The sequence below is a fragment of the Bartonella harrusi genome (assembly GCF_024297065.1).
Classification (GTDB): Bacteria; Pseudomonadota; Alphaproteobacteria; order Rhizobiales; family Rhizobiaceae; genus Bartonella; species Bartonella harrusi.
Window position 1 is genome coordinate 672375 of sequence record NZ_CP101114.1, and the last position, 26150, is coordinate 698524.

The following is a 26150-nucleotide window of genomic DNA, read 5'->3' on the forward strand; positions in this document are numbered from 1 at the left end:
CTGTACTAATTATGAGAAAACCCAATCTAAATATCTAATAAATTTTGAATGGAATGTTCTTAAGAAGGTGCGCCCCGCTGTGCCCGCGGTGTTATTTATGCTGCTTGATTTGCATCTTCAGAATTGCAATCATATTCGTAATCATCATCATAACCATAATCATCATAATATTCGTGACGATAGTAATCATCTTCGCTACCAAATTCGGGATATGCATCATCACAGATATCTTCATTAGCAGTTAAAGAAGCATTGCTATGAATATAAGAATTGCCTGAGATAAGAGCATCACAAATATAAGCAGGGCCCTTTATTTTTGCATTGCCACCAAAATGGGCATCATCATAAACCCTAGCATTTTCATAAATTTTAGCACCATCAGTAATAATAGCTTTATTACAAACCACGGCATTACCAAAAACTTGACCAGCGATTTTTGTATCATCATAGATTTTTGCATGATCATAAATGCAAGCATCATTACCCAAAAACCATGCCTTGCCAGTGACTAAAGCATTTCCATAAACCTTGGCTTGTCTAAAAACTTTAAATTCTTGATAAATTTTAGCATTCTCATAAAGCTTGGCATCCAAAAAAACGCAGCATCATCATAAATCCAAAATTGCCTTCGTGTGATAGGTTGCTTTCCTTTTCGATATACCCCCCCCTAGATCACCTTTTTTAACATCACCAAAATCTCTTAAAGCTCTAATACGGTATAAATAATGATCATCTATTAATTCACAATCATCAATAAATTCATATTTTTTACAGGCTCTTGTTTTGCAAGGGATGTAGTGTCATTTGCATTGGAAGCGATAACAGGGTGTTTTTAACTGTAGATTTCATCATTAAATCCTTACTGATTAGATGTTTTTCATTAACAACCCTATAAGGGCATCGGGTGTTGAAAAACACGGCAGTAAGTCCGTTGCTTACACTTTTCCCTAATAAGGGTATTGTATGGTGTAAACACACCTGACAGAATCTTCATATACTAACAAGAGCATAAAAGACAGCCAGTATTTTAAAGACATGGGAGAGGCTATCTCGTAACCTATCTACTAACGGTTTAGTGTTTGAAACACTTAAGTATTTATATAACAAAATACGTATTTATTATCAATCACATTTTATTCTTTTTTGTATTTTTTGTAATTATTTTTTATGCCATTGTGTATAAATATGCATCATATGCTTATGAATATTTTACGTTTTATTTCCTATATTTGAATCTATATTACATAATTGCGTTATTTTTCTCTTTTAAACATCATAATAACTAAAATCGCTTTTATGATGCGTATTTTTAAATTTATAAAGCATCATTATTTTTATGAGATAACTTGTGAATATTTTTGTGATTTTTTTATAAGAGGTTGGTAATTTAAACAGCCTTAATAGAGATCGCATTTTTATAACCAAAGCTTTTGATTCATTATCTATAGCCATCGCATCATTTTTATAAAACAAAGGGTAAATATAATCATGCGGTTTTGATTTGTTATAAAAAGATATATAGATACCTATTGAATTCTTATAGCATTATCAAAATACCTTTTAAGGGGCTTTTGTTTCTTGTCAGTCATGTCAGTCATGTCAGTCATGTCAGTCATGTCAGTCATGTCAGTCATTTTATCCCCTCATTTAAAAAAACATCATATTTCAATATTTTAGTATTTTTCAAAATTTTGAAACATCACGTATAAAAGCCATCACGTATAAAAGCAATGGGAGTAAGATAGACAATTAATGACATGAGTTGTGTCTGTTTTGTCAGTATCTGTCAAAAAATTGAACTGACAGCATTTATGATTAGAGTGCGTGTTTAAATCATGTTTTATGAGAGGGCATATGATCGTTTAAAGCCTTTCAAAAGACAGCTTGTGATTATGAGAAATGCTATCAAGGCTTTTATAGCTATTAATTTAATAGGTTTTGGGGTGTTTTTTTAGCTCATTTTAAAAAAATTTAGCAAAAAATAAAAAGTGTTATATTTCAATATGTTAAAATTTATCAATTTTCAATAAACAACTCATAGTTGACGATAATTGACAATATAGTGTGTAAATACAATCAATATTATAGGTTTTTGGGGGGAGTGTGATTTATTTTTACAAAAATAAGTCATTAAAAGAGTAACGAATAGAAGCATTCATTCTTCTTTTTAAAGAGAGCTTTTGCAAGATATGAAAGGCATCATTTGAGATTGCGAGTTAATCTTTTAAAGGCAATGTAAAAAATCTCATTCTATTTAAGATAGGATTTCTTAAAAGCCTTAAAGCAATCCAAATGAGAGTATCTAAAAGTGCAAGGCTTCTCTTTTTAGAATAGCGCATGGTAAAGAATTTTCCTTTAAGATTGTACATAAGCAACATAACAAGAGGGGTATAGATTATGGTTATAAGATCTATACCCCTTATGAGATTGGCATGTTCATATGATAGGCATGCTTCATAAGTCTTAAGTCTATTCAGTTTCTCTTAATTCCAAATTTGGTAGGTTTTTAACAATCTTCATTGTTTCTAAACTTACCGTAATAACCCTTTGGAACAATTTCAATGGATAAGCAGGGTTGCCAACGGTCTCAAGTGCATAGCGATTGGTATCATTAACAATGCCACTCTTTTTATCAGTTTTTACACATTGACGCCCCATAACCCATTCAAGAGCGGGTTTACCATTTACGATATAGTCATAAGCTTTAAGAGGAATATCTGTTATTGTGATATTGCTATTGTAAATAACAGTGGTTTTATTCTTTTCCTTGCTATTGCCAGCGAATTTCATTTCTGTAACGTAATAAAACTTTTCGGGGTTCTTGATATCTGTCAGTTTTGGATTGCCTTTTTTAAAGGTCACGAGATAAGGTTCTATGGTTTTATAATTAACGTGTAAATTTTCTAATTCACGACCAGCATTAACAAATTCCCAGAAATCTTCAGCACTCTTTACACAAGGGATGCGAGGGAGCTCTTTAGAGAGATTATCAGCATAACAAGCACGATAATCTTCTGAATGCAAGAGCCCGTAAACATAATAAAAGATATCTTCTTTAGTGATGTTCTCATTAGGATAAGAAGATTTAGAGCCTTATATTGAAATTTCTTTAAACCCGCATCTGGAATCCCATCATGATTTTTTTTGCTTTGATAGGCTATAAGCTTTGGTCATGATGTTTAATTGATCCGATGATAATAAAACTATAGCTACTTGCTATAGCTCATCTATAGTTGCTGTCTCTCAGATGTAACAGTTAAACGATTAAAATGAATAATATTGTTTATTAAACTGTTATGAATGGATTAAAGTCTTTTTTTATTCTCTGAATAGGTTTACACACTCTACCTTGGTAAATTTGTACAAGTGCGTTCTTGCACTTTAATAGAGAGATGAAAGTCTTCATGGGGGGAGATAAGATAGTTTTTATAGCCAATAAAGCGGGGGCAGACAGTACAGTTTATGTTTTTTCCCTTCCTCTTCAAAGAATTGTTTTCTTCAGAACATTACAACAATGTTATGCATTTTGTTTTTCTTTCTTAAGGAAGCATAAGGTGTATTGTTTTGCCCTTCCTGTTGAGTGTAAAAAATTAATGATCCGGTTATTTTGTTGTTTTGTGCTTGCCATGGTTTTAAGTGTTATCGCATTGCCGGGTTTTGCAGAAAATATACGGGATCAAGTGATCCATCAATCAGAGACTATTCAACGTCAACAAACGCAACAGCGACGTTTTCAGGAATGGCACAAAAGGACAAGAAAGCCTGAAGTATTTTTTGAGGATGATGAGGAAAGCACCTCCGATAATGCTTCGAGATCAAAAACCTGTTTTATGATCAAAAATATTGCGTTGATGGGTGCTAGGTTGATTTCTTATAGAGATCTTCATGGCAGCATTTCCCGTTGGGAAGGGCACTGTTTAGGCATTGATGATATCAACAAAGTGCTCAAAGCGGTAACCATGCTTTATGTCAAGCGTGGTTATATCGCGGTGCGGGCTTATTTGCCTGAGCAAGATTTAAGGGGTGGTCATCTCAAAATTGTTGTTGTTGAAGGTCGTGTAGAGGATATCACCCTGGATGGTCATAAAGTTGAGAGGAAAGATCGCGGCGAAATCGCCACGGCTTTTCCAAATCTGATTGGTCATCCGACCAATTTACGCGCGATAGAACAAGGGCTTGATCAAATTAATCGGCTGTTTTCTCGTCAAGCCACTCTTAATCTTGAAGCTGGAAAAGTTTCTGGTGATTCTATTCTTGATCTTCATATAGTCAAACAGAAACCTTGGAGTTTTACAGTTTCCAGTGATAATCTTGGAGCTCAGGCAACAGGTCTCTACCAAACACGCTTGAGCCTTTCTTTTGATGATTTATTAGCTTCCAATGATCAATGGTCGTTTAGCTATCAGCGCTCCATGGATGGTGGTGTGTATTATTTCACAGACGCGCGTCCCAACAGTGATACGGTCACGGGCTCCTTTTCCATTCCCTATGGTTATTGGACAGCGGGTTTTGATGGCACGTGGAGCCAATATCATTCGAGTGTTAAAGGAATATTTTCTGACATTTTAACATCGGGCAAGTCGTTATCGCTTACCCCTTGGATTTCGCGGGTTATTGCCCGTGATCAGGAGGGCAAGACATGGCTTACGGGACGATTGACCTGGAAATATGCCGATAATTTTATTCTGGGCAGTAGGATTGATGTATCGAGCCGTAAATTGGCTATTGCGACCTTTGCATTTGATCATATGCGCCAATGGCTTGGAGGAGAATTGAATGTTCATCTAGGGTTTCATAAAGGTTTAGCGATCTTAGATGCCTATGATGATAAAGAGCAAGAAAATGTCTCGCTCAATGCGCCCAAAGGGCAATTTAGAAAATGGTCTTTTTCCTTGAGCTATGTGCGTCCTTTTTCACTCCATTCATATCATTTTCGCTACAATAGCCTGTTTTCAGGGCAGTGGTCTCCCGATAGTTTGTTTGGTTCAGAACAAATATCGCTTGGCGGCAACTCTTCTATACGCGGGGTGCGTGAGGCGGTTTATTACGGCAATAACGGAGTGTTTTGGCGCAATGAATTGTCCCTGTTATTGCCAGGTTTTACCTCCAAGAGAGGTCGTAAATTGATGAGCCAATTTTCCCCTTATTTGGCGCTTGATCTGGGGGCTGTGGCCGATGATGCAAGCAAAAACAGTTTTGGTGGTCGCTTGGTTGGCGCAACGCTTGGTTTTCATGCGGCTGGAGAGATGATGGATGTTGATTTGTCTTATTCCAATCTTTTGAAGGCGTCGACACCGCTGGAGAAAGGGACTAGGGGTGGAGTATTGCAAGTACGGGCTTTGTTAAGGTTTTAGAGGAAGGGGCGGTAAAGGATATCGCTTTGTTGTTTACACCCTTTGGGGGCTTTTTTTACAAAAAGATTGATAGGATTTGATGAGGAGTGAAAGATGCGGGGATTGAAGGATCAACAGCATAAATTGGGATATGAAGCCAAGCTCGGGCAGCATGCTCTTGGTATTTTGCAGAAAGGGGCGCACAAGGGGCTTTCTCTGGTTTTAAGCTTTTGCTTGGCCTTTCAGCCATTTTTATTGCAAGCACAAGCGCTTGGCACGCAAGGCCCTGTTGGGCAAGAGAACCAAGGGATTAAAGCGGCTGATGGGGTTGGCTCTGTTTTCCGCCCAACGGTGGGCGTAGCAGGCAATGGTGTGCCGCTGATTGATATTGCGCGTCCCAATGGACACGGTCTTTCTCATAATAAATATGACACTTTTAATGTTGATGCCCATGGTGTGATTTTAAACAATTCCACCAAAGAGGTTTCGCGTTCACAGCGTGGGGGATTGGTGCCTGGTAACGGCAATTTACGCGGTGTTGGGGCAGCAAAGGTTATTCTCAATGAAGTGGTGAGCGCCAATCGCTCGCGTCTTGAAGGGATGACGGAAGTTCATGGGCAAGCGGCAGATGTGATTATCGCTAATCCCAATGGACTGACCTGTAATGGTTGCGGTTTTATCAACACACCACGGGTGACCTTATCGACTGGGCAGCCGATTATTGGGGCTGATGGTTCTTTGAGTGGTTTGCGTGTTGAAGGTGGTAACATCACCATAGGTGCGCATGGGGTTGATGGAAGTTCATTGGATATTTTTGATCTTGTTTCGCGCAAGATCCGTATAGAGGGACCCATTCAAGTCAAAGGGGAATTGGCGGTTATAGCAGGGCATAATCATTTTGATTATGGGAAGCGAGAAGCAACGTCACTTGGTTCTGATGGCAAAGAGATGGAATTGGCAATCGATTCCAGCGCGTTTGGTGGCATGTATGCGGGGCAGATCCGGGTTCTTGCCAATGATAAAGGTGCGGGCGTCAAGATGCTGGGCAATATGGCAGCCAATGCCGGCGCCATGAAGTTGACCAGTGATGGCAAGCTGGTGTTTGCCAAAGCACGTGCTAAAGGATCTGTCAAAGCGCATTCTCATCATGACAGTGTGCATGTGAAAGATCTGGTTTTTTCAGAACAGGCGGTTGAGCTAAAAGCTTCGAAGCATGTTGAACTGGCAGAGCATGCTCGCGTTGCGGCAAAGGATGCTGTTGATGTGCAGGCTTCTACTATTGCCCTTAAATCGGATACTTTGTTGGCGAGTGGCATTGACAATGATGGCACACAGTCAGCGACGGGTTCTTTACACCTCAAGGCAGGAAGACTTGAGGCGGGGAATGGACGGATAGCCGCCGGTGGTCTTTTAGAGATCCAAGCAGCAAATATTGATTTTTCGCGTATAAAAGACAATGGGCAAACAGGGATCTCTTCCCTTGGTGATATGACCATTAAAAGCAATCACATCCATGCTTTCAACAACCATATTGGTGCGAGCGGGAATATTGTCTTGAGAGCCGATGAGGCTCTCAGCGTAGGGGGTGGTCATTATAGTGCTGGCGGTTTTCTTTTGATGGAAGCCGCACAATTGTCTTCTCGCGCCAAATTAGGAGCAGAGCAAAAAATTGACCTTTATGCGCATAGTGGTGATCTTCTTCAAGAAGGGACTGTCTCGTCTAATGGGGAGGTCACGCTTAAAGCCCATGACGCTCTCAATCACACCGGTGCGATTGTCAGTCTCCAGAAGGTTTCCTTGACAGCGGGCGGCATGCTGACAACCGGACAAGAGAGTGCAATTTTAAGTCATGATATTGCTATGAACGTTGATGCTCTTACCCAAGCGGGGGTTATGGAAGCGCAAGAGGGCACATTAACCCTTCAAATGCGTGATGGGGTCATCAATAGCGGCACAATGCGCGGTGATAGCGTTGATGTCCATGCTGGTGCTTTGACCAATCAAGGTTTGTTGATTGCTCACAATGCTATGCAACTGACGATCCGTGCCAAGGAAGGGCCTGGGGCGCAAAAAGCCTTTGTTAAAAATGCCTCTGAAGCCGTTTTGCAAAGTGGTGGCGCTTTTGTTTTATCAGCAGGACACTTAACCAATGCCGGTAGCATGGGCTCCAGTGGTGAGAGTGTTGCCCTCAATGTGGAGGGTGATGTCAACAATAGTGGGCTGATCTATGGCAAAAAATCCACAACGCTTGCTGTGGATGGTGCTTTAACCAACAAGCATGGCAAGATAATTGCTGAAGAAGATCTCACCCTTGGTGGGTTGAAGAGAGAACGTGCTGGGCATGTGGTTAATGAAGAGGGAGTCTTGAACAGCTTTACCGGCAAGATGAAACTTGTCGCAACTTCTTTAACCAATAAAAGTGCAAAATCAGCTGATCCATCCCGACAAGATGCAACATTGCAAGAGCAACAGAGCGCTAGACTCGATGAGGGGGAGGCAGCCTACATCTTAGCACGTGGTGGTTTACTGATAGATGTTGGTGCTTTTGAGAATCGTGACAGTCTGATCTCTACGCAAGGTGCTACCAGTGTTGTTGCCGACAGGATAGCGCAGGCTGGCATTGTGGAAAGTGAGAGTGGTGATCTTCAACTGACCAGCCATGGTGCGCTGATCAATAGCGGTTTGATTGCAAGCAATGGTGCAATCACTCTTGAAGCAGGAAAGGATCTGCTACAGAGCGGACGGATTGTTTCGCAAAAGGGGATAGAGCTCTCCAGTAATGGCACATTAACAATGGAAGAACCAAGTGAGGTTGCTGCCTATGCTGTTGTCCTTAAAGCGAAGACACTAAACCAAGCAGGGCATATGGAAGCCCAAGGTGGCACGCTTACCCTCAAAAGCCATGGTGTTTTAAGCAATACCGGTACCATGGTGGGTGGTGTTATTGAAGCACAACTTGGTTCTTTAACAAATTCCGGTCAGCTTTTAGCCAAGGATTCCTTGACGCTTGTCGCAGAAAATCATGATCCGTTATGGGAGCAGGGTGGTCTGCTTTTAAATGGGAAAGGTGGGGTTCTCAAAAGTGGTGGTGCTTTTGTTATAACTGTCGCTGCCTTGAGCAATGCTGGTAGCATGGGTTCGAGTGGTGATGGCGTTACCCTCAATGTGACAGGGGATATCAGCAATAGTGGGCTGATTTACGCCAATAAGTCAGCAATACTCTCCTTGGATGGAACATTCCTCAATAAATTTGGTGATGTCATTGCCGAAGACAGTTTCACTGTGCGTGGTTTAAGTGGAGAGTGGGCTGGTTCTGTGATCAACAGTTCTGGGCTTTTAGAAGCCGTCTCCGGTGATATGATTTTTAATGTCTCTTCACTTACCAATATGCGTGAAGGTGGGGTTAAGGTAACTGACAAGGTGGTTGGTCACAGTTACAAGCGAGGACATTGGGAAGGAACGAATGTTAAGCACCACCAGATCAAGGAAGATGTGAAGACCACCATTATTCGTCAGCAGCCTCATTTTACCAATAACGCAGCACAGATTTTGGTAGGGCGTCATTTAACAGTTCATGCTGGTGATATCAGCAATAGCTATAGTTTTATTGCCGCCAATGGCAATATTGCGATGCAGGGTGATAGCCTGCTCAATGAAGGGTATGATTTAATTGAAACAACCAAAATTGTAACAACAACACACCGCAGACGCAAACATTGTACTGTTGCCAATGGGGGCTGTTCTTGGGGCGGTATCACAGATTTAGGGAGTATTACGAATACAGCCATAAATACACGCACCTATGATACTTTTTACGGCACGATAGAAGCAGGTGGCACTCTTGATGCAAAGGTGACAGGCACTCTTAACAATCATGCGGTGCGTGAGGGGGCAGGCCAAGTTGGTTTAAGCTCTGGTGATAAAAGTTTGGCTGGCGTTAAAAATACCGATTTTGATAGTTCAAAACCACTGATCAGCAAGGACCGGTTGGAGGGCATTATCAAGGGTTTGACGGGGCACAAAGCACTTTTTGTTCCAAGCCCGCAAACACCAGCAGCACAATTCATACAGGTGCCTACACAAGAGGGGCTTCGTTCTGTCAAAACAGAGTTGAGTGGCACGCAAACCCCGCAAGTGTCGTTTGTGGTCGAAACACGCCCAGATTTTATTAATCCCAGCAAATTTTTAGGGTCTGACTACTACTTAAAAAAGATTGGCAATTATAAGCCTGAACAAGCGTTTAAAAGGCTAGGGGATGCTTATTTTGAATATCGCTTGGTGGGGGAGCAAATCTTTGAGTTGACCGGCAATCACACTCTGCTTGAGGTTGAAGATCCCAATGCCCAAATGCAAAGGCTTTATGACAATGCTGTCGAGCAGCAAGGTCCCTTGGGGTTAGAGCTAGGAAAACCCTTAACGCAAAAGCAGATTGCTGGATTGCAAAAGGATATCATCTGGCTTGAGACAATTGAGAAGAATGGACAAGAGGTTTTGGTACCGCGGGTTTATTTAGCGCCAACCTCGTCTCTTACACAGGGTGTTGAAGGAACACAAAGATCCCAACAAGGAAACCTTGCCAGTGCTCGCCTAAAGGGAAAAGGGGTCAGCTTCAATGCAAACAGCCTTACCAATAGTGGTGCTGTAGTCAGTCACGATGCATTGCATGTCACGACCAAGAAAAGTTTGTTCAATGATGGTGGATTTTTAGATGCTTCTGGGTCTCTAGAGCTCACCAGTGATGATTTTTTAGCCAATTATTCCGGTGTTGTTCATGGTGATATCATCACACTTACTGCTCAGAGCATAGCCAATGGAACGGCTAAAATCCGTGAGAATAATGAATATGGTTTTGTTGATCGGGCGGGGCAGAAGGGACAAATCCTCTCTGATCATCACTTAAACATCCACAGCCTTGGCGATTTGAGCGTTGAAGGAGGGGAGTTTACCAGTGGCGGTCCGATGACAATGATTGTCGATGGTTCTGCTAACTTTAGTGCCTTGGCGCTAGAGGGTGAACACAAGCAGACATTGGAAAAAGGCCATTATGATGCGCAAAGCAGGACGCATCAGTTGAGTGAACTCAACAGTGGAGATGATCTTACCATTGTTACGAATGGCGACCTCACCATGGATGGGGTGAAGGCTCAAGCAAAGGGCGATGCGCGTTTTGACAGTGGTGGTGCTCTGAGTATGACTTCAGTGCAAGATTTGAGCAGTTTTGATTTAGACCTTAGGGGCAAAGAAGGTGATAAATCGAAGCAAAAGAATAAGTTTCGTCAACAATCCACACAAGTGACCACAAACAAAACCACAGCAGAGGCTGGTGGCAATCTCTCAATCTCTGCGCAAAACGGTGACCTCACCTTTGCTGCGTCTGGGTTGTCCAGTGGTGGTCAAACGCATCTTGTTGCAGAGAAGGGTAAGATCAAGCTTCTGACCAACAAAGATCAAGACTTTGAGGAGATTTATCAGCGTAATGAAAATTTGGTTTGGTGGAGTGAGAGTGACAAAGGTTACTTTGAGGAGATCATCAAACATGTCACCATGGAAGCTGGGGGTGGTGTTAAGATTGAAGCAGGCAATGGCATTGTTGCCGAATATAAGGCAACGGGTGATTTAGACAAATCCCTTGAACAATTGTCTCGCTCGCCGGGGATGGCATGGATTAAGCAACTGCGTGATGATCCCCTTTTAGCCAAACAAGTGGATTGGCAAGCAGTTAAGGCTGAGTTTAAACACTGGGATTATAAATCCCAAGGTCTGACAGAAGCTGGTGCGGCTTTGGTGGCCTTGGTTGTGACAGCAGTGACAGCTGGTGCTGCTTCCACAGCTGCTGGTGCCATGACCAGTGCTTTGGGTGTTGGTTCTAACACCGCCATGAATGCGGCGATGCAAGCCGGTGTGCAAGCGCTGATCAATAAAAGCGCTGTAGCGCTTGTCAATAATCGTGGTGATATTGCCGCCGCATTGCATGAGCTTGGCTCTTCCAAGACACTCCTCAGCATTGTCTCTTCGATGGTGACAGCGGGTTTGACCAGCCAATTGACAGATATGGCAGGGGTTGGTCAATCTTTGCCCAAAACGGCTCCTTTTGCAGAGCGGATTGCCCATGAAGCAGAAAAGAACCTGATCAAAGCCTCCATTGGCGCGGGTGTGCAAACGGTTCTTGAAGGTGGCTCTCTTGAGAAGAACTTTTTTACCAATCTGCGCACTGCTCTGTCTGATACGGTTGGCAAGACATTGGCAGAAGAAATTGGCACGGCCAAGGCTGAAGGAAAGATTGACACGGTCACTCAGATTGTTGCCCATGCTGGTCTTGGTTGCTTAAAGGGCGCTATTGCAAACGGTGTTTGCTCCTCTGGGGCCGTGGGCGGCGCTGTGGGCGAAGCCACCGCAATGCTCCAGTTTAAACTGTGGGTGAAGGGCATTGTAAAAGAGGAAATGGGGGAGCTGAAGGGTCGCACACCAACCCCTGAAGAACAAGCCCGCATCACGGCAAGGATTGATGCTGAATTTGCTTCCTTTAGAGACAACACCATTAATGTTGCACGGGCTGCGGGAGGCTTTGCTGCGGGTCTTGCTGGTGGTGATGTGAATAGCGGTGCCGATGCTGCAGGAAATGCCGCGGAAAACAACTACCTCAGCAGCGCTCAACAAGCACAGAAGAAGAAGGAGTTAGAGGAGTGTCCAGATAAGTGGTGCCGAAGAGACGTTGAAGAAAAATGGCTCGAGATTGATGACCAACAAGATGTGTTTTTTTCGGTAGGTGTGGTTGCTGGTGCACCCGCTGAATTATATGAGACGGCTCAAGGTTTTTGGCAAATGGTGCGCCATCCCATAGAGACTTTGGAAGCACTTAAATCTCTAGTAACGAGTGGAAATGTTACAGAAACAATAAAGCAATCTTATCTAGAGCGTATTAATTATTTAGAGGAGGAATATCAAAGAGCGGGAATTAGCGGATCGTTTCATGCTGGAGTTGAACTTGGGAAACTATTGACTGAAGCAGCATCTCTAGTGGCGGGAGGTGCTGGGCTAGCCAAGGGTGGTGTGAAGCTTATTGGCAAGCTGACCGAAAAGGCTCTTAACAAACTTGCTGTTAAGGCTGAAACAACGGCTGCAAAAGTAGGTAGCGAAGTTTCTCAAGCACTCGGAAAGATGAGTGATGAAGCTATTGCAACTCAATATTTGGGGCAGGAAAGAAAATTCTGGTCAGCGGATCCCATTGAGGTTGAGTTTGGAATGACTTACAAGGGAGAGAAAATTACTCAAAAAAACAAAGTTTATCAAAGAGATGATCTGTTCGATCCTAACCAGATTGTTTCTTGGAGACAAGGAGGGAAAAAAGTATGGGGTACCAATATTGATAGAATGAAAACAGGAAGAGCACCTATTGGCTTTGATGGTGATCCTATACAGTTGCATCATATGTTGCAAATACAAGATAGCCCTATCGCAGAGATTAGGAAAACGTTTCATCAAAAATACACTTCTGTTATTCATATTTATCCTAAAACAGAAAAATCGCTTATTGATAGAGACATGTTTGATATATGGAGACCAAAATATTGGAAAAACCGTGCTAAGGTTATAGAAGAAAAAATGAGGCTAAAACAACAATAATTTATGGAGAAAAAATTATGAAAATTTATACTTTAACTGATGTTGCACAACTAATTGATAAATATAGTGATAAAGTTGATTTCGGTACAGCAGAAGATGCGCCTGATGATATATTGATCGAAAAAGCTGAAAAAACCCTTGGTTTGCAATTTACATCTTCTTATAAAAGTTTTTTAAAAAATTATGGAGGAGGAGAAATTGGTTATGAAGAGATCTTTAGCATTTATGGGGATTATGTAGGTATTCCTGCTGGTGATATTGTTTATCGCAATTTAAACGATATAAAAAATGGTTTAGCAAAACCACAGCAGCTTGTTGTCAGTAAAAATGATTTTGGTGAAATATTTTACTTTGATTACACTCAGTTTCGGGATGGTGAATGCCCACTTTATATCAGAATTCCATCTGGAGATTCAGAGTACTATGCCAGTAATTTTTATGAATTTTTATGCAAAAGAATTAAGGAGCATGCAGGGGAGGATTCATGAAAACCTATACCTTAGATGATGTCAGAGAATTAGTTGATAAATATAATGATATTATCAATTTTCGTACTGAAGAAAATGTGGCTGATGATCTACTGATTGAAAAAGCTGAAAAAGCTCTCGGTTTGCAATTTACATCGTCTTATAAGAGTTTTTTAAAAAAGTATGTAGGAGGAGAAATTGGAGGTGAAGAAATCTATAGTCTTTACAAGGAATGTGGAGCAGATATTCCTGGTGGTGATATTGTTTTCCAAAACTTAAATGATAGAAAAGATGGCTTTGTAACACCAGAACAACTCGTTGTGAGTTATGATCTTGATGAAACCTTTTATTTTGATTACACGCAGTTTCGGGATGGTGAATGCCCACTCTATGTCAGGTTTGCGGATGAGGAGTGCGAATATTACGCCAGTAATTTTTATGAATTCTTGTGCAAAAGAATCAAAGTGCATGCAGGAGAGGATATAGAACAGGTCTATGTGGGTGATGAGACAGGGCATGAAAAGACTGAGCAAACACCCCATCCGCAACCTCTCCCTTTTTACAAGCGTTTTTGGAAAAAACTATGGCGGCGAGGTAATTCCTAAAAACCTAGACCTCAGATGATATTGTACAATTGGTTGCAAAGAGAAACCTTATGCAGACCAAAGAAGCAACAAAGATAAAAAACGTGGCAGAGACCTCTATCGTGATGAAATAGGGAGACGTATGCCTTTTATCCTCTCCTTGATCGCATTGATCCAAACAAGTTTCTTGGCACTCTTTTAAATCTGAGTTTAAACACTGGGATTATAAATCCCAAGGTCTGACAGAAGCTGGTGCGGCTTTGGTGGCCTTGGTTGTGACAGCAGTGACAGCTGGTGCTGCTTCCACAGCTGCTGGTGCCATGACCAGTGCTTTGGGTGTTGGTTCTAACACCGCCATGAATGCGGCGATGCAAGCCGGTGTGCAAGCGCTGATCAATAAAAGCGCTGTAGCGCTTGTCAATAATCGTGGTGATATTGCCGCCGCATTGCATGAGCTTAGCTCTTCCAAGACACTCCTCAGCATTGTCTCTTCGATGGTGACAGCAGGTTTGACCAGCCAATTGACAGATATGGCAGGGGTTGGTCAATCTTTGCCCAAAACGGCTCCTTTTGCAGAGCGGATTGCCCATGAAGCAGAAAAGAACCTGATCAAAGCCTCCATTGGCGCGGGTGTGCAAACGGTTCTTGAAGGTGGCTCTCTTGAGAAGAACTTTTTTACCAATCTGCGCACTGCTCTGTCTGATACGGTTGGCAAGACATTGGCGGAAGAAATTGGCACGGCCAAGGCTGAAGGAAAGATCGACACGGTCACTCAGATTGTTGCCCATGCTGGTCTTGGTTGCTTAAAGGGCGCTATTGCAAACGGTGCTTGCTCTTCTGGAGCCGTGGGCGGCGCTGTGGGTGAAGCTACCGCAATGCTCCAGTTTAAACTGTGGGTGAAGGGCATTGTAAAAGAGGAAATGGGCGACCTGAAGGGTCGCACACCAACTCCTGAAGAACAAGCCCGCATCACGGCAAGGATTGATGCTGAATTTGCTTCCTTTAGAGACAACACCATTAATGTTGCACGGGCTGCGGGAGGCTTTGCTGCGGGTCTTGCTGGTGGTGATGTGAATAGCGGTGCCGATGCTGCAGGAAATGCCGCGGAAAACAACTACCTCAGCAGCGCTCAACAAGCACAGAAGAAGAAGGAGTTAGAGGAGTGTCCAGATAAGTGGTGCCGAAGAGACGTTGAAGAAAAATGGCTCGAGATTGATGACCAACAAGATGTGTTTTTTTCGGTAGGTGTGGTTGCTGGTGCACCCGCTGAATTATATGAGACGGCTCAAGGTTTTTGGCAAATGGTGCGCCATCCCATAGAGACTTTGGAAGCACTTAAATCTCTAGTAACGAGTGGAAATGTTACAGAAACAATAAAGCAGTCTTATCTAGAGCGTATTAATTATTTAGAGGAGGAATATCAAAGAGCGGGAATTAGCGGATCGTTTCATGCTGGAGTTGAACTTGGGAAACTATTGACTGAAGCAGCATCTCTAGTGGCGGGAGGTGCTGGGTTGGTCAAAGGAGGCGTGAAGCTTGGCGAAAAGGTTCTGATCAAGTTTATAGCTCGGAAAGATTTTGCTCAATTTGCTGCCAAGAAAAACCTTGCCAAACTTGCTGCTCAGGCAGATCCTGCCAAATATGCTGCGAAGAAAGGCCTAACCAAACTTGCTGCTAAAGACAAAAAACTTTGGTTAAAAGAAAAACCCACTCAATTTACCGATAGCAAATTTGGTCAGACAAACAAAATCTATCAGAGAAACGATCTGTTTGATCCTAACCAAAGGGTTAAATGGAGAGTAAACAAGAAAGACGTGTGGGGCACTAATATTGAAAGAATGAAAACAGGAAGAGCACCTATTGGTTTTGATGGTGAGCCTGTTGAGTTGCATCACCTGAAGCAAACGCATGAAGGTCCTATAGCAGAAATTAGTAATGAATTTCATAATAAATATACTTCCGTGATTCATGTTCCTTCCAAAACACATCAATCACTTATAGAGAGATCAAAGTTTGAAAAATGGAGGGAGGAATATTGGAAGGAACGCGTTCAAGGGTATAGAGAACAAAAAAACAATAATTTAGGAGGAATGATTGATATGAAATGGAGTATTATAGGGATAGATTTTGGAAAATGGGGACAGGTGAAGGAGCAGAGATAAGCTGCGGTTAATTGAAAAAGAGCAAAAAGAAACTTATAGAATAACGTATGGAGAATGATCGATGAAAACCTACACCTTAGCTGATGTTGCAGTATTAATTGATAAAGTGAATAAATATGATGGTGATATTATCAATTTAGGTAGTGAAGATGATGAAGAGAATGAAACAGATGATTTACAGATTGAAAAGGCGGAGAAAGCTTTGGGTTTGCAATTCACATCCTCTTACAAAGTTTTTTTAAAGAAATATGGAGGAGGAGAAATTGGGGGTGATGAAATTTTTAGCATTTATGGAGATTGTGGGGAAGGTATTCCTGCTGGTGATATTGTTTACCGAAACTTACTCAATAGAGAACGTGGTTTTGTGACACCAGAGCAGCTTTTCGTTAGCAGAACAGATTTTGGTGAGACTTTTTACTTTGATTATACGCAGTTTCGGGATGGCGAATGCCCACTTTATGTCAGGCTTCCATCTGAAGATTGCGAATATTACGCCAGTAATTTTTATGAATTCTTGTGCAAAAGAATTAAAGAAAGCGTGGGAACTGAGATACCTGATGGTGATCAACCGATTGCAAAGGTGGAGAAAACACCCCCTCCGCAACCTCTCCCTTTTTACAAGCGTTTTTGGAAAAAACTATGGCGGAGGGACAATTCCTGAAAACCTATAACTTAGTATATTTTGTACAATTGGTTGCAAAGAGAAACCTTATGCAGACCAAAGAAGCAACAAAGATAAAAAACGTGGCAGAGACCTCCATCGTGATGAAATAGGGAGACGCATGTCTTTTATTCTCTCCTTGATCGCATTGATCCAAACAAGTTTCTTGGCACTCTTTTAAATCTGAGTTTAAACACTGGGATTATAAATCCCAAGGTCTGACAGAAGCCGGTGCGGCTTTGGTGGCCTTGGTTGTGACAGCAGTGACAGCTGGTGCTGCTTCCACAGCTGCTGGTGCCATGACCAGTGCTTTGGGTGTTGGTTCTAACACCGCCATGAATGCGGCGATGCAAGCCGGTGTGCAAGCTCTGATCAATAAAAGCGCTGTAGCGCTTGTCAATAATCGTGGTGATATTGCCGCCGCATTGCATGAGCTTAGCTCTTCCAAGACACTCCTCAGCATTGTCTCTTCGATGGTGACAGCAGGTTTGACCAGCCAATTGACAGATATGGCAGGGGTTGGTCAATCTTTGCCCAAAACGGCTCCTTTTGCAGAGCGGATTGCCCATGAAGCAGAAAAGAACCTGATCAAAGCCTCCATTGGCGCGGGTGTGCAAACGGTTCTTGAAGGTGGCTCTCTTGAGAAGAACTTTTTTACCAATCTGCGCACTGCTCTGTCTGATACGGTTGGCAAGACATTGGCAGAAGAAATTGGCACGGCCAAGGCTGAAGGAAAGATTGACACGGTCACCCAGATTGTTGCCCATGCTGGTCTTGGTTGCTTAAAGGGCGCTATTGCAAACGGTGCTTGCTCTTCTGGAGCCGTGGGCGGCGCTGTGGGGGAAGCCACCGCAATGCTCCAGTTTAAACTGTGGGTGAAGGGCATTGTAAAAGAGGAAATGGGCGACCTGAAGGGTCGCACACCAACCCCTGAAGAACAAGCCCGCATCACGGCAAGGATTGATGCTGAATTTGCTTCCTTTAGAGACAACACCATTAATGTTGCACGGGCTGCGGGAGGCTTTGCTGTGGGTCTTGCTGGTGGTGATGTGAATAGCGGTGCTGATGCGGCAGGAAATGCCGCGGAAAACAACTACCTCAGCAGCGCTCAACAAGCACAGAAGAAGAAGGAGTTAGAGGAGTGTCCAGATAAGTGGTGCCGAAGAGACGTTGAAGAAAAATGGCTCGAGATTGATGACCAACAAGATGTGTTTTTTTCGGTAGGTGTGGTTGCTGGTGCACCCGCTGAATTATATGAGACGGCTCAAGGTTTTTGGCAAATGGTGCGCCATCCCATAGAGACTTTGGAAGCACTTAAATCTCTAGTAACGAGTGGAAATGTTACAGAAACAATAAAGCAGTCTTATCTAGAGCGTATTAATTATTTAGAGGAGGAATATCAAAGAGCGGGAATTAGCGGATCGTTTCATGCTGGAGTTGAACTTGGGAAACTATTGACTGAAGCAGCATCTCTAGTGGCGGGAGGTGCTGGGCTAGCCAAGGGTGGTGTGAAGCTTATTGGCAAGCTTACCGAAAAGGCTCTTAACAAACTTGCTGTTAAGGCTGAAACAACGGCTGCAAAAGTAGGTAGCGAAGTTTCTCAAACACTCGGAAAGATGAGCGATGAAGCTATTGCAACTCAATATTTGGGGCAGGAAAGAAAATTCTGGTCAGCTGATCCCATTGAGGTTGAGTTTGGAATGACTTACAAGGGAGAGAAAATTACTCAAAAAAACAAAGTTTATCAAAGAGATGATCTGTTCGATCCTAATAGAATTTCTGAGTGGACAGCCAACAAGAAAAAAGTGACAGGTACAAATATTGAAAGGATGAAAGCAGGAAAAGCCCCTATAGGCTTTGATGGTAGGTCTGTAGAGTTGCATCACATGCTGCAAACGCCAGATGGCCCTATAGCAGAGGTCAGCAGAACATTCCATAAAAAGCATACTTCCATTATTCATATTAATCCCAATACGATGGAATCGGCTATTGATAGAGATATGTTTGGTCAGTGGAGAGAGGAGTATTGGAAGGAACGGGCGAAGGGGTATATAGAGTATGAAAAAAATAATTTAACGGAGAAAAGTCCATGAAAACTTATAATTTATCCGATGTTGCACAATTAGTTGATAAGTATAGCGATCGTATCAATTTTGGTACTGCTGATGATGGAGTTGATGATGTACTAATTGAAAAAGCAGAGAAAACTCTCGGTTTGCAGTTTACAACTTCCTACAAGAGTTTTTTAAAAAATTACGGAGGAGGAGAAATTGGTTATGAAGAAATAATGAGCGTTTATCTTATAGACTTTGAGATTGCACGTAGTGATGATATTGTTTACAACCATTTGACGGATATAAAAAATGGTTTAGCAAAACCACAGCGGCTCGTCGTTTGTACAAATGATTTGGATGAGTCATTTTATTTTGATTATTCTCAATTTCGGGATGGCGAATGCCCACTCTATATTGAAATTGCATCTGGAGATTCAGAGTATTACGCAAATAACTTCTATGAATTCCTTTGTAAAAGAATTATAGCTAATTTGGAATAACGCTTTTTGTCGGGCAGTTTCCTTTTGAAATACACTGTTAAAACCGCCCCCCTTTTTTGTTTTCAAAAATGCAAGAATTGTTAATCACTTTTAAGGGGATCGTCGATGAAAACCTATACCTTAGATGATGTCAGAGAATTAGTTGATAAATATGAAGGTGATATTGTCAATTTTTGTTCTGAAGAAAAGGCGGTTGATGATCTCGTGATTGAAAAGGCGGAGAAAGCTCTCGGTTTACAATTCACAACGTCTTACAAAGCTTTTTTAAAACATTGTAAAGGTGGTGATATTGGAGGTGATGAAATCTATAGTCTTTATGAGAATCCTGTAGGTATTCCTGCTGGTGATATTGTTTTCCAAAACTTAAATGATAGAAAACGTGGTTTTGTAACACCAAAACAGCTGGTCGTGAGTAGAACTGATTTTGGTGAAACCTTTTATTTTGATTATACGCAGTTTCAGGATGGTGAATGCCCACTCTATGTCATGTTTGCGGATGAAGAGTGCGAATATTACGCCAGTAATTTTTATGAATTTCTTTGCAAAAGAATTAAAGAAAGCGTGGGAACTGAGATACCTGATGGTGATCAACCGATTGCAAAGATGGAGAAAACACCCCATCCGCAACCTCTCCCTTTTTACAAGCGTTTTTGGAAAAAAATATGGAGGAGGGACAATTCCTGAAAACCTATAACTTAGTATATTTTGTACAATTGGTTGCAAAGAGAAACCTTATGCAGACCAAAGAAGCAACAAAGATAAAAAACGTGGCAGAGACCTCTATCGTGATGAAATAGGGAGACGCATGTCTTTTATTCTCTCCTTGATCGCATTGATCCAAACAAGTTTCTTGGCACTCTTTTAAATCTGAATTTAAACACTGGGATTATAAATCCCAAGGTCTGACAGAAGCTGGTGCGGCTTTGGTGGCCTTGGTTGTGACAGCAGTGACAGCTGGTGCTGCTTCCATAGCTGCTGGTGCCATGACCAGTGCTTTGGGTGTTGGTTCTAACACCGCCATGAATGCGGCGATGCAAGCCGGTGTGCAAGCTCTGATCAATAAAAGCGCTGTAGCGCTTGTCAATAATCGTGGTGATATTGCCGCCGCATTGCATGAGCTTGGCTCTTCCAAGACACTCCTCAGCATTGTCTCTTCGATGGTGACAGCGGGTTTGACCAGCCAATTGACAGACATGGCAGGGGTTGGTCAAACTTTGCCCAAAACGGCTCCTTTTGCAGAGCGGATTGCCCATGAAGCAGAAAAGAATCTGATCAAAGCCTCCATTGGCGCGGGTGTGCAAACGGTTCTTGAAGGTGGCTCTCCTGAGAAGAACTTTTTTACCAATCTGCGCACTGCTCTGTCTGATACGGTTGGCAAGACATTGGCAGAAGAAATTGGCACAGCCAAGGCTGAAGGAAAGATTGACACGGTCACCCAGATTGTTGCCCATGCTGGTCTTGGTTGCTTAAAGGGCGCTATTGCAAACGGTGCTTGCTCTTCTGGAGCCGTGGGCGGCGCTGTGGGTGAAGCTACCGCAATGCTCCAGTTTAAACTGTGGGTGAAGGGCATTGTAAAAGAGGAAATGGGCGACCTGAAGGGTCGCACACCAACCCCTGAAGAACAAGCCCGCATCACGGCAAGGATTGATGCTGAATTTGCTTCCTTTAGAGACAACACCATTAATGTTGCACGGGCTGCGGGAGGCTTTGCTGTGGGCCTTGCTGGTGGTGATGTGAATAGCGGTGCCGATGCGGCAGGAAATGCCGCGGAAAACAACTACCTCAGCAGCGCTCAACAAGCACAGAAGAAGAAGGAGTTAGAGGAGTGTCCAGATAAGTGGTGCCGAAGAGACGTTGAAGAAAAATGGCTCGAGATTGATGACCAACAAGATGTGTTTTTTTCGGTAGGTGTGGTTGCTGGTGCACCCGCTGAATTATATGAGACGGCTCAAGGTTTTTGGCAAATGGTGCGCCATCCCATAGAGACTTTGGAAGCACTTAAATCTCTAGTAACGAGTGGAAATGTTACAGAAACAATAAAGCAGTCTTATCTAGAGCGTATTAATTATTTAGAGGAGGAATATCAAAGAGCGGGAATTAGCGGATCGTTTCATGCTGGAGTTGAACTTGGGAAACTATTGACTGAAGCAGCATCTCTAGTGGCGGGAGGTGCTGGGTTGGTCAAGGGTGGTGTGAAGCTTATTGGCAAGCTGACCGAAAAGGCTCTTAACAAACTTGCTGTTAAGGCTGAAACAACGGCTGCAAAAGTAGGTATCGAAGTTTCTCAAACACTCGGAAAAATTGGCAATGAAAACAGTGCCAAGGGTAAAATTTCTAAAAAGCCTTCAAAAAGCAATAGCAATCGTGAAACACTCGAAAAAAATAAGGAGCATCATGACGGAAAGCGTACAGAAGAAATGCAAAAATTACAGGAAGCAGGATGCACAACGTGTACGCAAGAAGCATCGTTTCAAAAAATAGTTGAGAGACCTGATGGTAAAGGAGGGACAAAGAATGTTGCAGTCAGATCCCGTCCTGATATTATATATATAGAGAATGGTGAATTAAAAATTGTTGAGGTAAAAACGGGTAATGCTGGTCTAACCGAAAACCAAAAGATTTTGGAAAAGGAGTATAAAACAGGAGATGCACAACCAACAGGAGATGTTGTTTTAAAATTCCTTGAGAAAAACAAAGAAAATCTAAATAAATATCAAGAAGAACTCGAAAAATTTATAGAAAGAGAAAAACCAACTCAGAAACAACTGGATAATTTTAAGAAAAATTGGTCGAAAGAACAACTGGGCAAGCCGTGGAGGAGACCGATAAAATACGAAGTTATTCGTCATCCGAGCCGTTTAACAGAGCTTCTTGCACAAGGAAAGTGAGTCATGATGCAAACCAAAGATGTCACAGAGATTTTAAAAAGACAGGGGTGGGAGCCTTATCGTGATAACGTGGGGGATACTTTTGCGCATTATCATCTTCCCGATCGTATTGTCGGTATTGGTTATGGTGTAAAAAATTATGGAGAGAGAGGTAAAGAGTTTTTGCTTTCGGCTGATCTCACCACCGCTGCTTATTGTCTTGCTTGGGAATATTCTAGAGGTGAAAAATCACAGCGTAAATATGAAGATGTGCTGTTTTACGCGAAGGAGGATTTTAATGTTAAAGCCCCAGATCTTTCCGAAAGCCATATCACAACCGCTTTAAACAAAGTGATTGCATGGGCGCAAGCACAGGATATTGAAAAAAAGTTGTGCGAGGAAGCTATTAATCATTCTGCCGTTGCACAAGCATTACTTGGTGATATGGAGGCTTTAATGAGTGATAGATCTACTCCAAAACTACCTGTTCCAGAATTTGCTAACTATAAAACAATGACATCGGATGATCGCCTGCTTTTTTTTGCACAGGCCTATAAAAATGGGGAATTAGACGATATTCTAACGCGCAAGAAGCCGAAACAGCGCTCGATAAGCCTCACAGCAGCAATGCGCATTCTCAAAACACAAGGGTGGTTTGCAACGGAGCCTGGGAAAATGTGGTTGGTTTTGCCGGATCGTTTTATTCAATTTGATTTTGGTTTTATACGTCTTCATGATAATTACAATGTCCGTATTGAAGCTGAGATATCTAATGAAATGATTTCTGTCGCTTGCAATTGTATTCACTATAGTAGGGAATATTGGTGTGTTTCTCCTACTGGGCTTTATGATTCTTTTAATACGATTGGGGGGGGGATTTTTAGTGGTTTTGGTAAAGGCATTGATATTTGTGTAGAGACATTAAATGAGCAAGAGCTTATCAAAATCTCTGAGCGGATAATACAATGGGCACGCGCCCAAGATTTACAAGCATCAATAGAAAGCAAAACGCTTATCCAAAAATATAGTTACTATATAGATATAGTCTGGCATTTGGCTTGTTTATCATTGACAGGTCAAATTGATGTGCTGAAATCTTATCAAAACTTTTTAGAAACAGGTACGATTTCTGAACATTTGGATGACAGAGAAGTAGAGAGATATATTAACCAGGCCGTTCAATTTGCTGAAGAATATCTGAAAATCCTTAATGAGCGAAAAGCCATAGATGATCGTCTTAGTTTGCAAGATTTGTCTTTTCTTAATATAGTTTCTGAAGACTTAAAAAGGATGGGGTGGACAGTTTATCGCGATAAGGACTATGATCGCAATGCTTATTTTATAAAGAAAGATCGTATCATTAATATAGTGTACGACCTTGATAAAAAAGGAGAGACACCACTTGTTACCTTCAAGGTTTCTCTTTCAACACTTGGTTTTTCTACAGCTTATCGATCTATTTTCATCAATACTCCCCAATATACCGTTCTTAAAGAATCAGAAGAAGTTTATGCTGTTTCTAGTACTGAATTGGATGAAGGCAAGCTGAAACAAATTTGTGCGGATGTTCTTGAATGGGCTGATCGGCAAAATGTCAATCAAATCATTTATGATTATGCGGCTTTGTCCCCAGACAGTGAATATGATTTTGCGAAGTTACACCTTATTGCACTTATTCTTATTGGGGATGTTGAAAAACTCAAATTTTATAAGGAAAGTTTGAAGGATAAAAACTTTTCAGATTTGATAAGGGAAAACATAGCACATATTATTGATAACGTCCTTACTCTTGCACGGCGTTATCGGACCGGTTTTCCAAAAAATGCTCCGATTTTATCCCTTGATCCACAAACAACGACTCTTGTCTCCAAGACAGCATCTGTTGCTGAGAATGAGGAGGTGGATGAAGTGGATGATAATGATGATCGTCTTACCATGGAAAGTGCAACGGCACTTTTGAAAAGCTTGAATTGGTCAGTTAAGAAAATCAATGAAGACGATTATATGGCGAGCTATCAATTGGCCGATCGTGAAGTTGATATTCTTTATAACGACGAAGTTGCTAAAGATTACCCGCAATTTGATAGCGCCTTTTTAATTAGTACCGGCATACTTGCCGCTGCTTGCAAAGTCATTGATCCTACTCATTCTGAAGATTTACCGGATTTAAACCTTAATTTTGAAGCCAAGGGATTGGAAATCTTTGAAGCAGAGGTGAGTGCGGATCGATTAAAGCAGGCACTTGATGATGCATTAGAATGGGCGGTAAACGCCATTGATCTTCATGAAGAACTCCGCTCTCACTATGGTACTGCGTCTTGGGAAGTAAGCAATGTAAATGAAAAAACCGATGCGCATTATGGCTTGCTTCATATTGGTGCCCTTGCTTTATTGGGTGATATTGAAAGCTTACAGTCTTATCAACAAAGCTTTTTGACAGGAGATCATCTAGGCTTTGATGAGAACATCAACCAAACCCATCTTGAACGTGCACTGATTTTAGCCAAAGAAGTAAAAGGAAGCAAACAACTCAGCTACGCTTTGATTAAATAGGTAGCAGAAAAGCTTGATGATCAACGAAAAGTTTCCAGTAAGGAGCAGCCATCCCACTCTTGGAAAGAGAAGATCACTCAGTTTATCGGAAAAAAAGACAAGAAATAGTATTTTTAAAAAATATCGAAAAGGTTTTAGAGATTTTAGAGAAGATGAGGGAGAGTTAAAATTTTTCCTCACCAGTTGAGTGAACGCAATAGCGGCGATAATATCATTATCCTTGGGAAAAAACAACCTCATTACTGACGGAGCTGAGGCTAAGAAAGTAGAGGGTGGTGCAGATTTCAATAACAGCGATGTTCTTTCACTGAATGCTATGCAAGAGTTTAGAGGTGATGATCTAAACTTGAAGAGAAAGATGGCGACAATCTCTTAATTCATGCAGGCGAGGATTTTATAATTGTTTCTCAGGCGAGAATCCTTCCAACTATCAATCGTCAATGATCTATTTGTTCAAAAGTTTTTCTCTATTTATTATGGAATGTAAAAATTTTGAAAAATAAAGTTTTTTCAGTATGCTAAGCAAATTCAAGATCTCTTTTACGGGGTTGCACTATTGTTTTTATTCATTCTCTATAGAGAGCATATCATTCTCATAAAGGATAATATGATCATGCGGTTTTGATTTGTTATGAAAACATTTCGAATTCTTATATCCTTATCAAAATACCTTTTAATGGGCTTTTGTCTCTTTTGTTAGTTTTGTCTGTTGATTTATCCCCCCATCTATTAAAAAATTGAGAGAAAAAATAAAAATATTCTATTTCAATATGTTAGTATTTTTCAAAATTTTGCAATTTCATGCATAAAAGCAATGTGAGTAAGATAGACAATTAATGACACGCATTTTGTCTGTTTTTGTCAATTTTTGTCAGTAAATTTAACAAACAATTGTTATGATTAAAGTGCGTGTTTAAATCCTGTTTTATAAGAGGGCATATGAATCTTTAAAGCCTTCAAAAGACAGCTCGTGATTATGAGGCATGTTATAAAGAGTAACTTAGAGATTTAAAGGGGGTTTTGAGTTTTGAAACTTTGTGTCTTAAAGAAAAAAACACTAAAAAGATAAAAAACATTATTTTTCAATATATTACATTTTATCAATTGTTCAAAAAACAATCTCTATTGATAAATACAACCTATTAATACGCATAATTCTCTTTAAAGAGAGTTTTTGAAAGATATGAAAGACATCATTTGAGATTGCGATATAATCTTTTAAAAGCAATGTAAAAAAAATCTCATTCTATTTAAGATAGAACTTCTTAAAAGCCTTAAAGCAACCAAGATGAGAGTGTCTAAAAGTGCAAGGCTTCTTTTTTTAGAGTATCGCATGGTAAATCTTT

The 26150-nt window shown here is 41.4% G+C and carries 9 protein-coding genes and 4 pseudogenes; 11 read left to right on the forward strand and 2 right to left on the reverse strand.

Annotated elements, in window-relative coordinates; genetic code table 11:
* Positions 1-95 precede the first annotated feature (95 nt).
* Both NMK50_RS03130 and NMK50_RS03135 read right to left on the reverse strand, forming a co-directional pair.
* Positions 96-593 carry a hypothetical protein gene (locus NMK50_RS03130; RefSeq protein ID WP_254770842.1) on the reverse strand — a complete coding sequence of 166 codons (498 nt, stop codon included), beginning with the start codon at positions 591-593 and terminating at the stop codon, positions 96-98.
* Positions 594-2469: 1876 nt separating this feature from the next.
* A pseudogene (locus tag NMK50_RS03135) lies at positions 2470-3087 on the reverse strand (type ISP restriction/modification enzyme); the annotation flags it as partial.
* A 506-nt stretch (positions 3088-3593) separates the two neighbouring features.
* Between NMK50_RS03135 and NMK50_RS03140 the strand changes: the two are divergent.
* The 11 genes and pseudogenes from NMK50_RS03140 (at position 3594) to NMK50_RS03190 (ending at position 24804) form a co-directional block, all read left to right on the forward strand.
* Entirely contained in the window at positions 3594-5354 is a 1761-nt protein-coding gene (locus tag NMK50_RS03140) for a ShlB/FhaC/HecB family hemolysin secretion/activation protein (protein ID WP_254771170.1), read from the forward strand.
* A gap of 93 nt (positions 5355-5447) precedes the next feature.
* On the forward strand, positions 5448-12956 hold the full coding sequence (locus NMK50_RS03145) for a two-partner secretion domain-containing protein (protein WP_254770843.1): 7509 nt from the start codon (positions 5448-5450) through the stop codon (positions 12954-12956).
* Between the two features lie 17 nt (positions 12957-12973).
* Positions 12974-13444, forward strand: coding sequence for an SMI1/KNR4 family protein (locus tag NMK50_RS03150; RefSeq protein WP_254770844.1), 471 nt, complete (start codon positions 12974-12976; stop codon positions 13442-13444).
* Positions 13441-14028 carry an SMI1/KNR4 family protein gene (locus NMK50_RS03155; RefSeq protein ID WP_254770845.1) on the forward strand — a complete coding sequence of 196 codons (588 nt, stop codon included), beginning with the start codon at positions 13441-13443 and terminating at the stop codon, positions 14026-14028. The genes NMK50_RS03150 and NMK50_RS03155 overlap by 4 nt, the downstream gene beginning before the upstream one ends.
* Before the next feature lie 152 nt (positions 14029-14180).
* A pseudogene (locus NMK50_RS03160) lies at positions 14181-16169 on the forward strand (DUF637 domain-containing protein); the annotation flags it as partial.
* 61 nt (positions 16170-16230) lie between these two features.
* A complete protein-coding gene (locus NMK50_RS03165) occupies positions 16231-16830 on the forward strand; it encodes an SMI1/KNR4 family protein (protein ID WP_254770846.1) in 600 nt (199 codons plus the stop codon).
* A 152-nt stretch (positions 16831-16982) separates the two neighbouring features.
* Positions 16983-18923: pseudogene (locus NMK50_RS03170) on the forward strand (DUF637 domain-containing protein); the annotation flags it as partial.
* The gene (locus NMK50_RS03175; protein WP_254770847.1) at positions 18920-19384 is read left to right on the forward strand and encodes an SMI1/KNR4 family protein; all 465 of its coding nucleotides are present in this window, start codon (positions 18920-18922) and stop codon (positions 19382-19384) included. The pseudogene NMK50_RS03170 and the gene NMK50_RS03175, both read left to right, overlap by 4 nt.
* A 105-nt stretch (positions 19385-19489) precedes the next feature.
* Positions 19490-20068: an SMI1/KNR4 family protein gene (locus tag NMK50_RS03180; protein ID WP_254770848.1), complete on the forward strand. Its 579-nt coding sequence runs from the start codon at positions 19490-19492 to the stop codon at positions 20066-20068.
* Positions 20069-20220: 152 nt separating this feature from the next.
* Positions 20221-21339 (forward strand): annotated as a pseudogene (locus tag NMK50_RS03185) (DUF637 domain-containing protein); the annotation flags it as partial.
* 936 nt (positions 21340-22275) lie between these two features.
* The gene (locus NMK50_RS03190; protein ID WP_254770849.1) at positions 22276-24804 is read left to right on the forward strand and encodes a DUF6990 domain-containing protein; all 2529 of its coding nucleotides are present in this window, start codon (positions 22276-22278) and stop codon (positions 24802-24804) included.
* Positions 24805-26150 lie beyond the last annotated feature (1346 nt).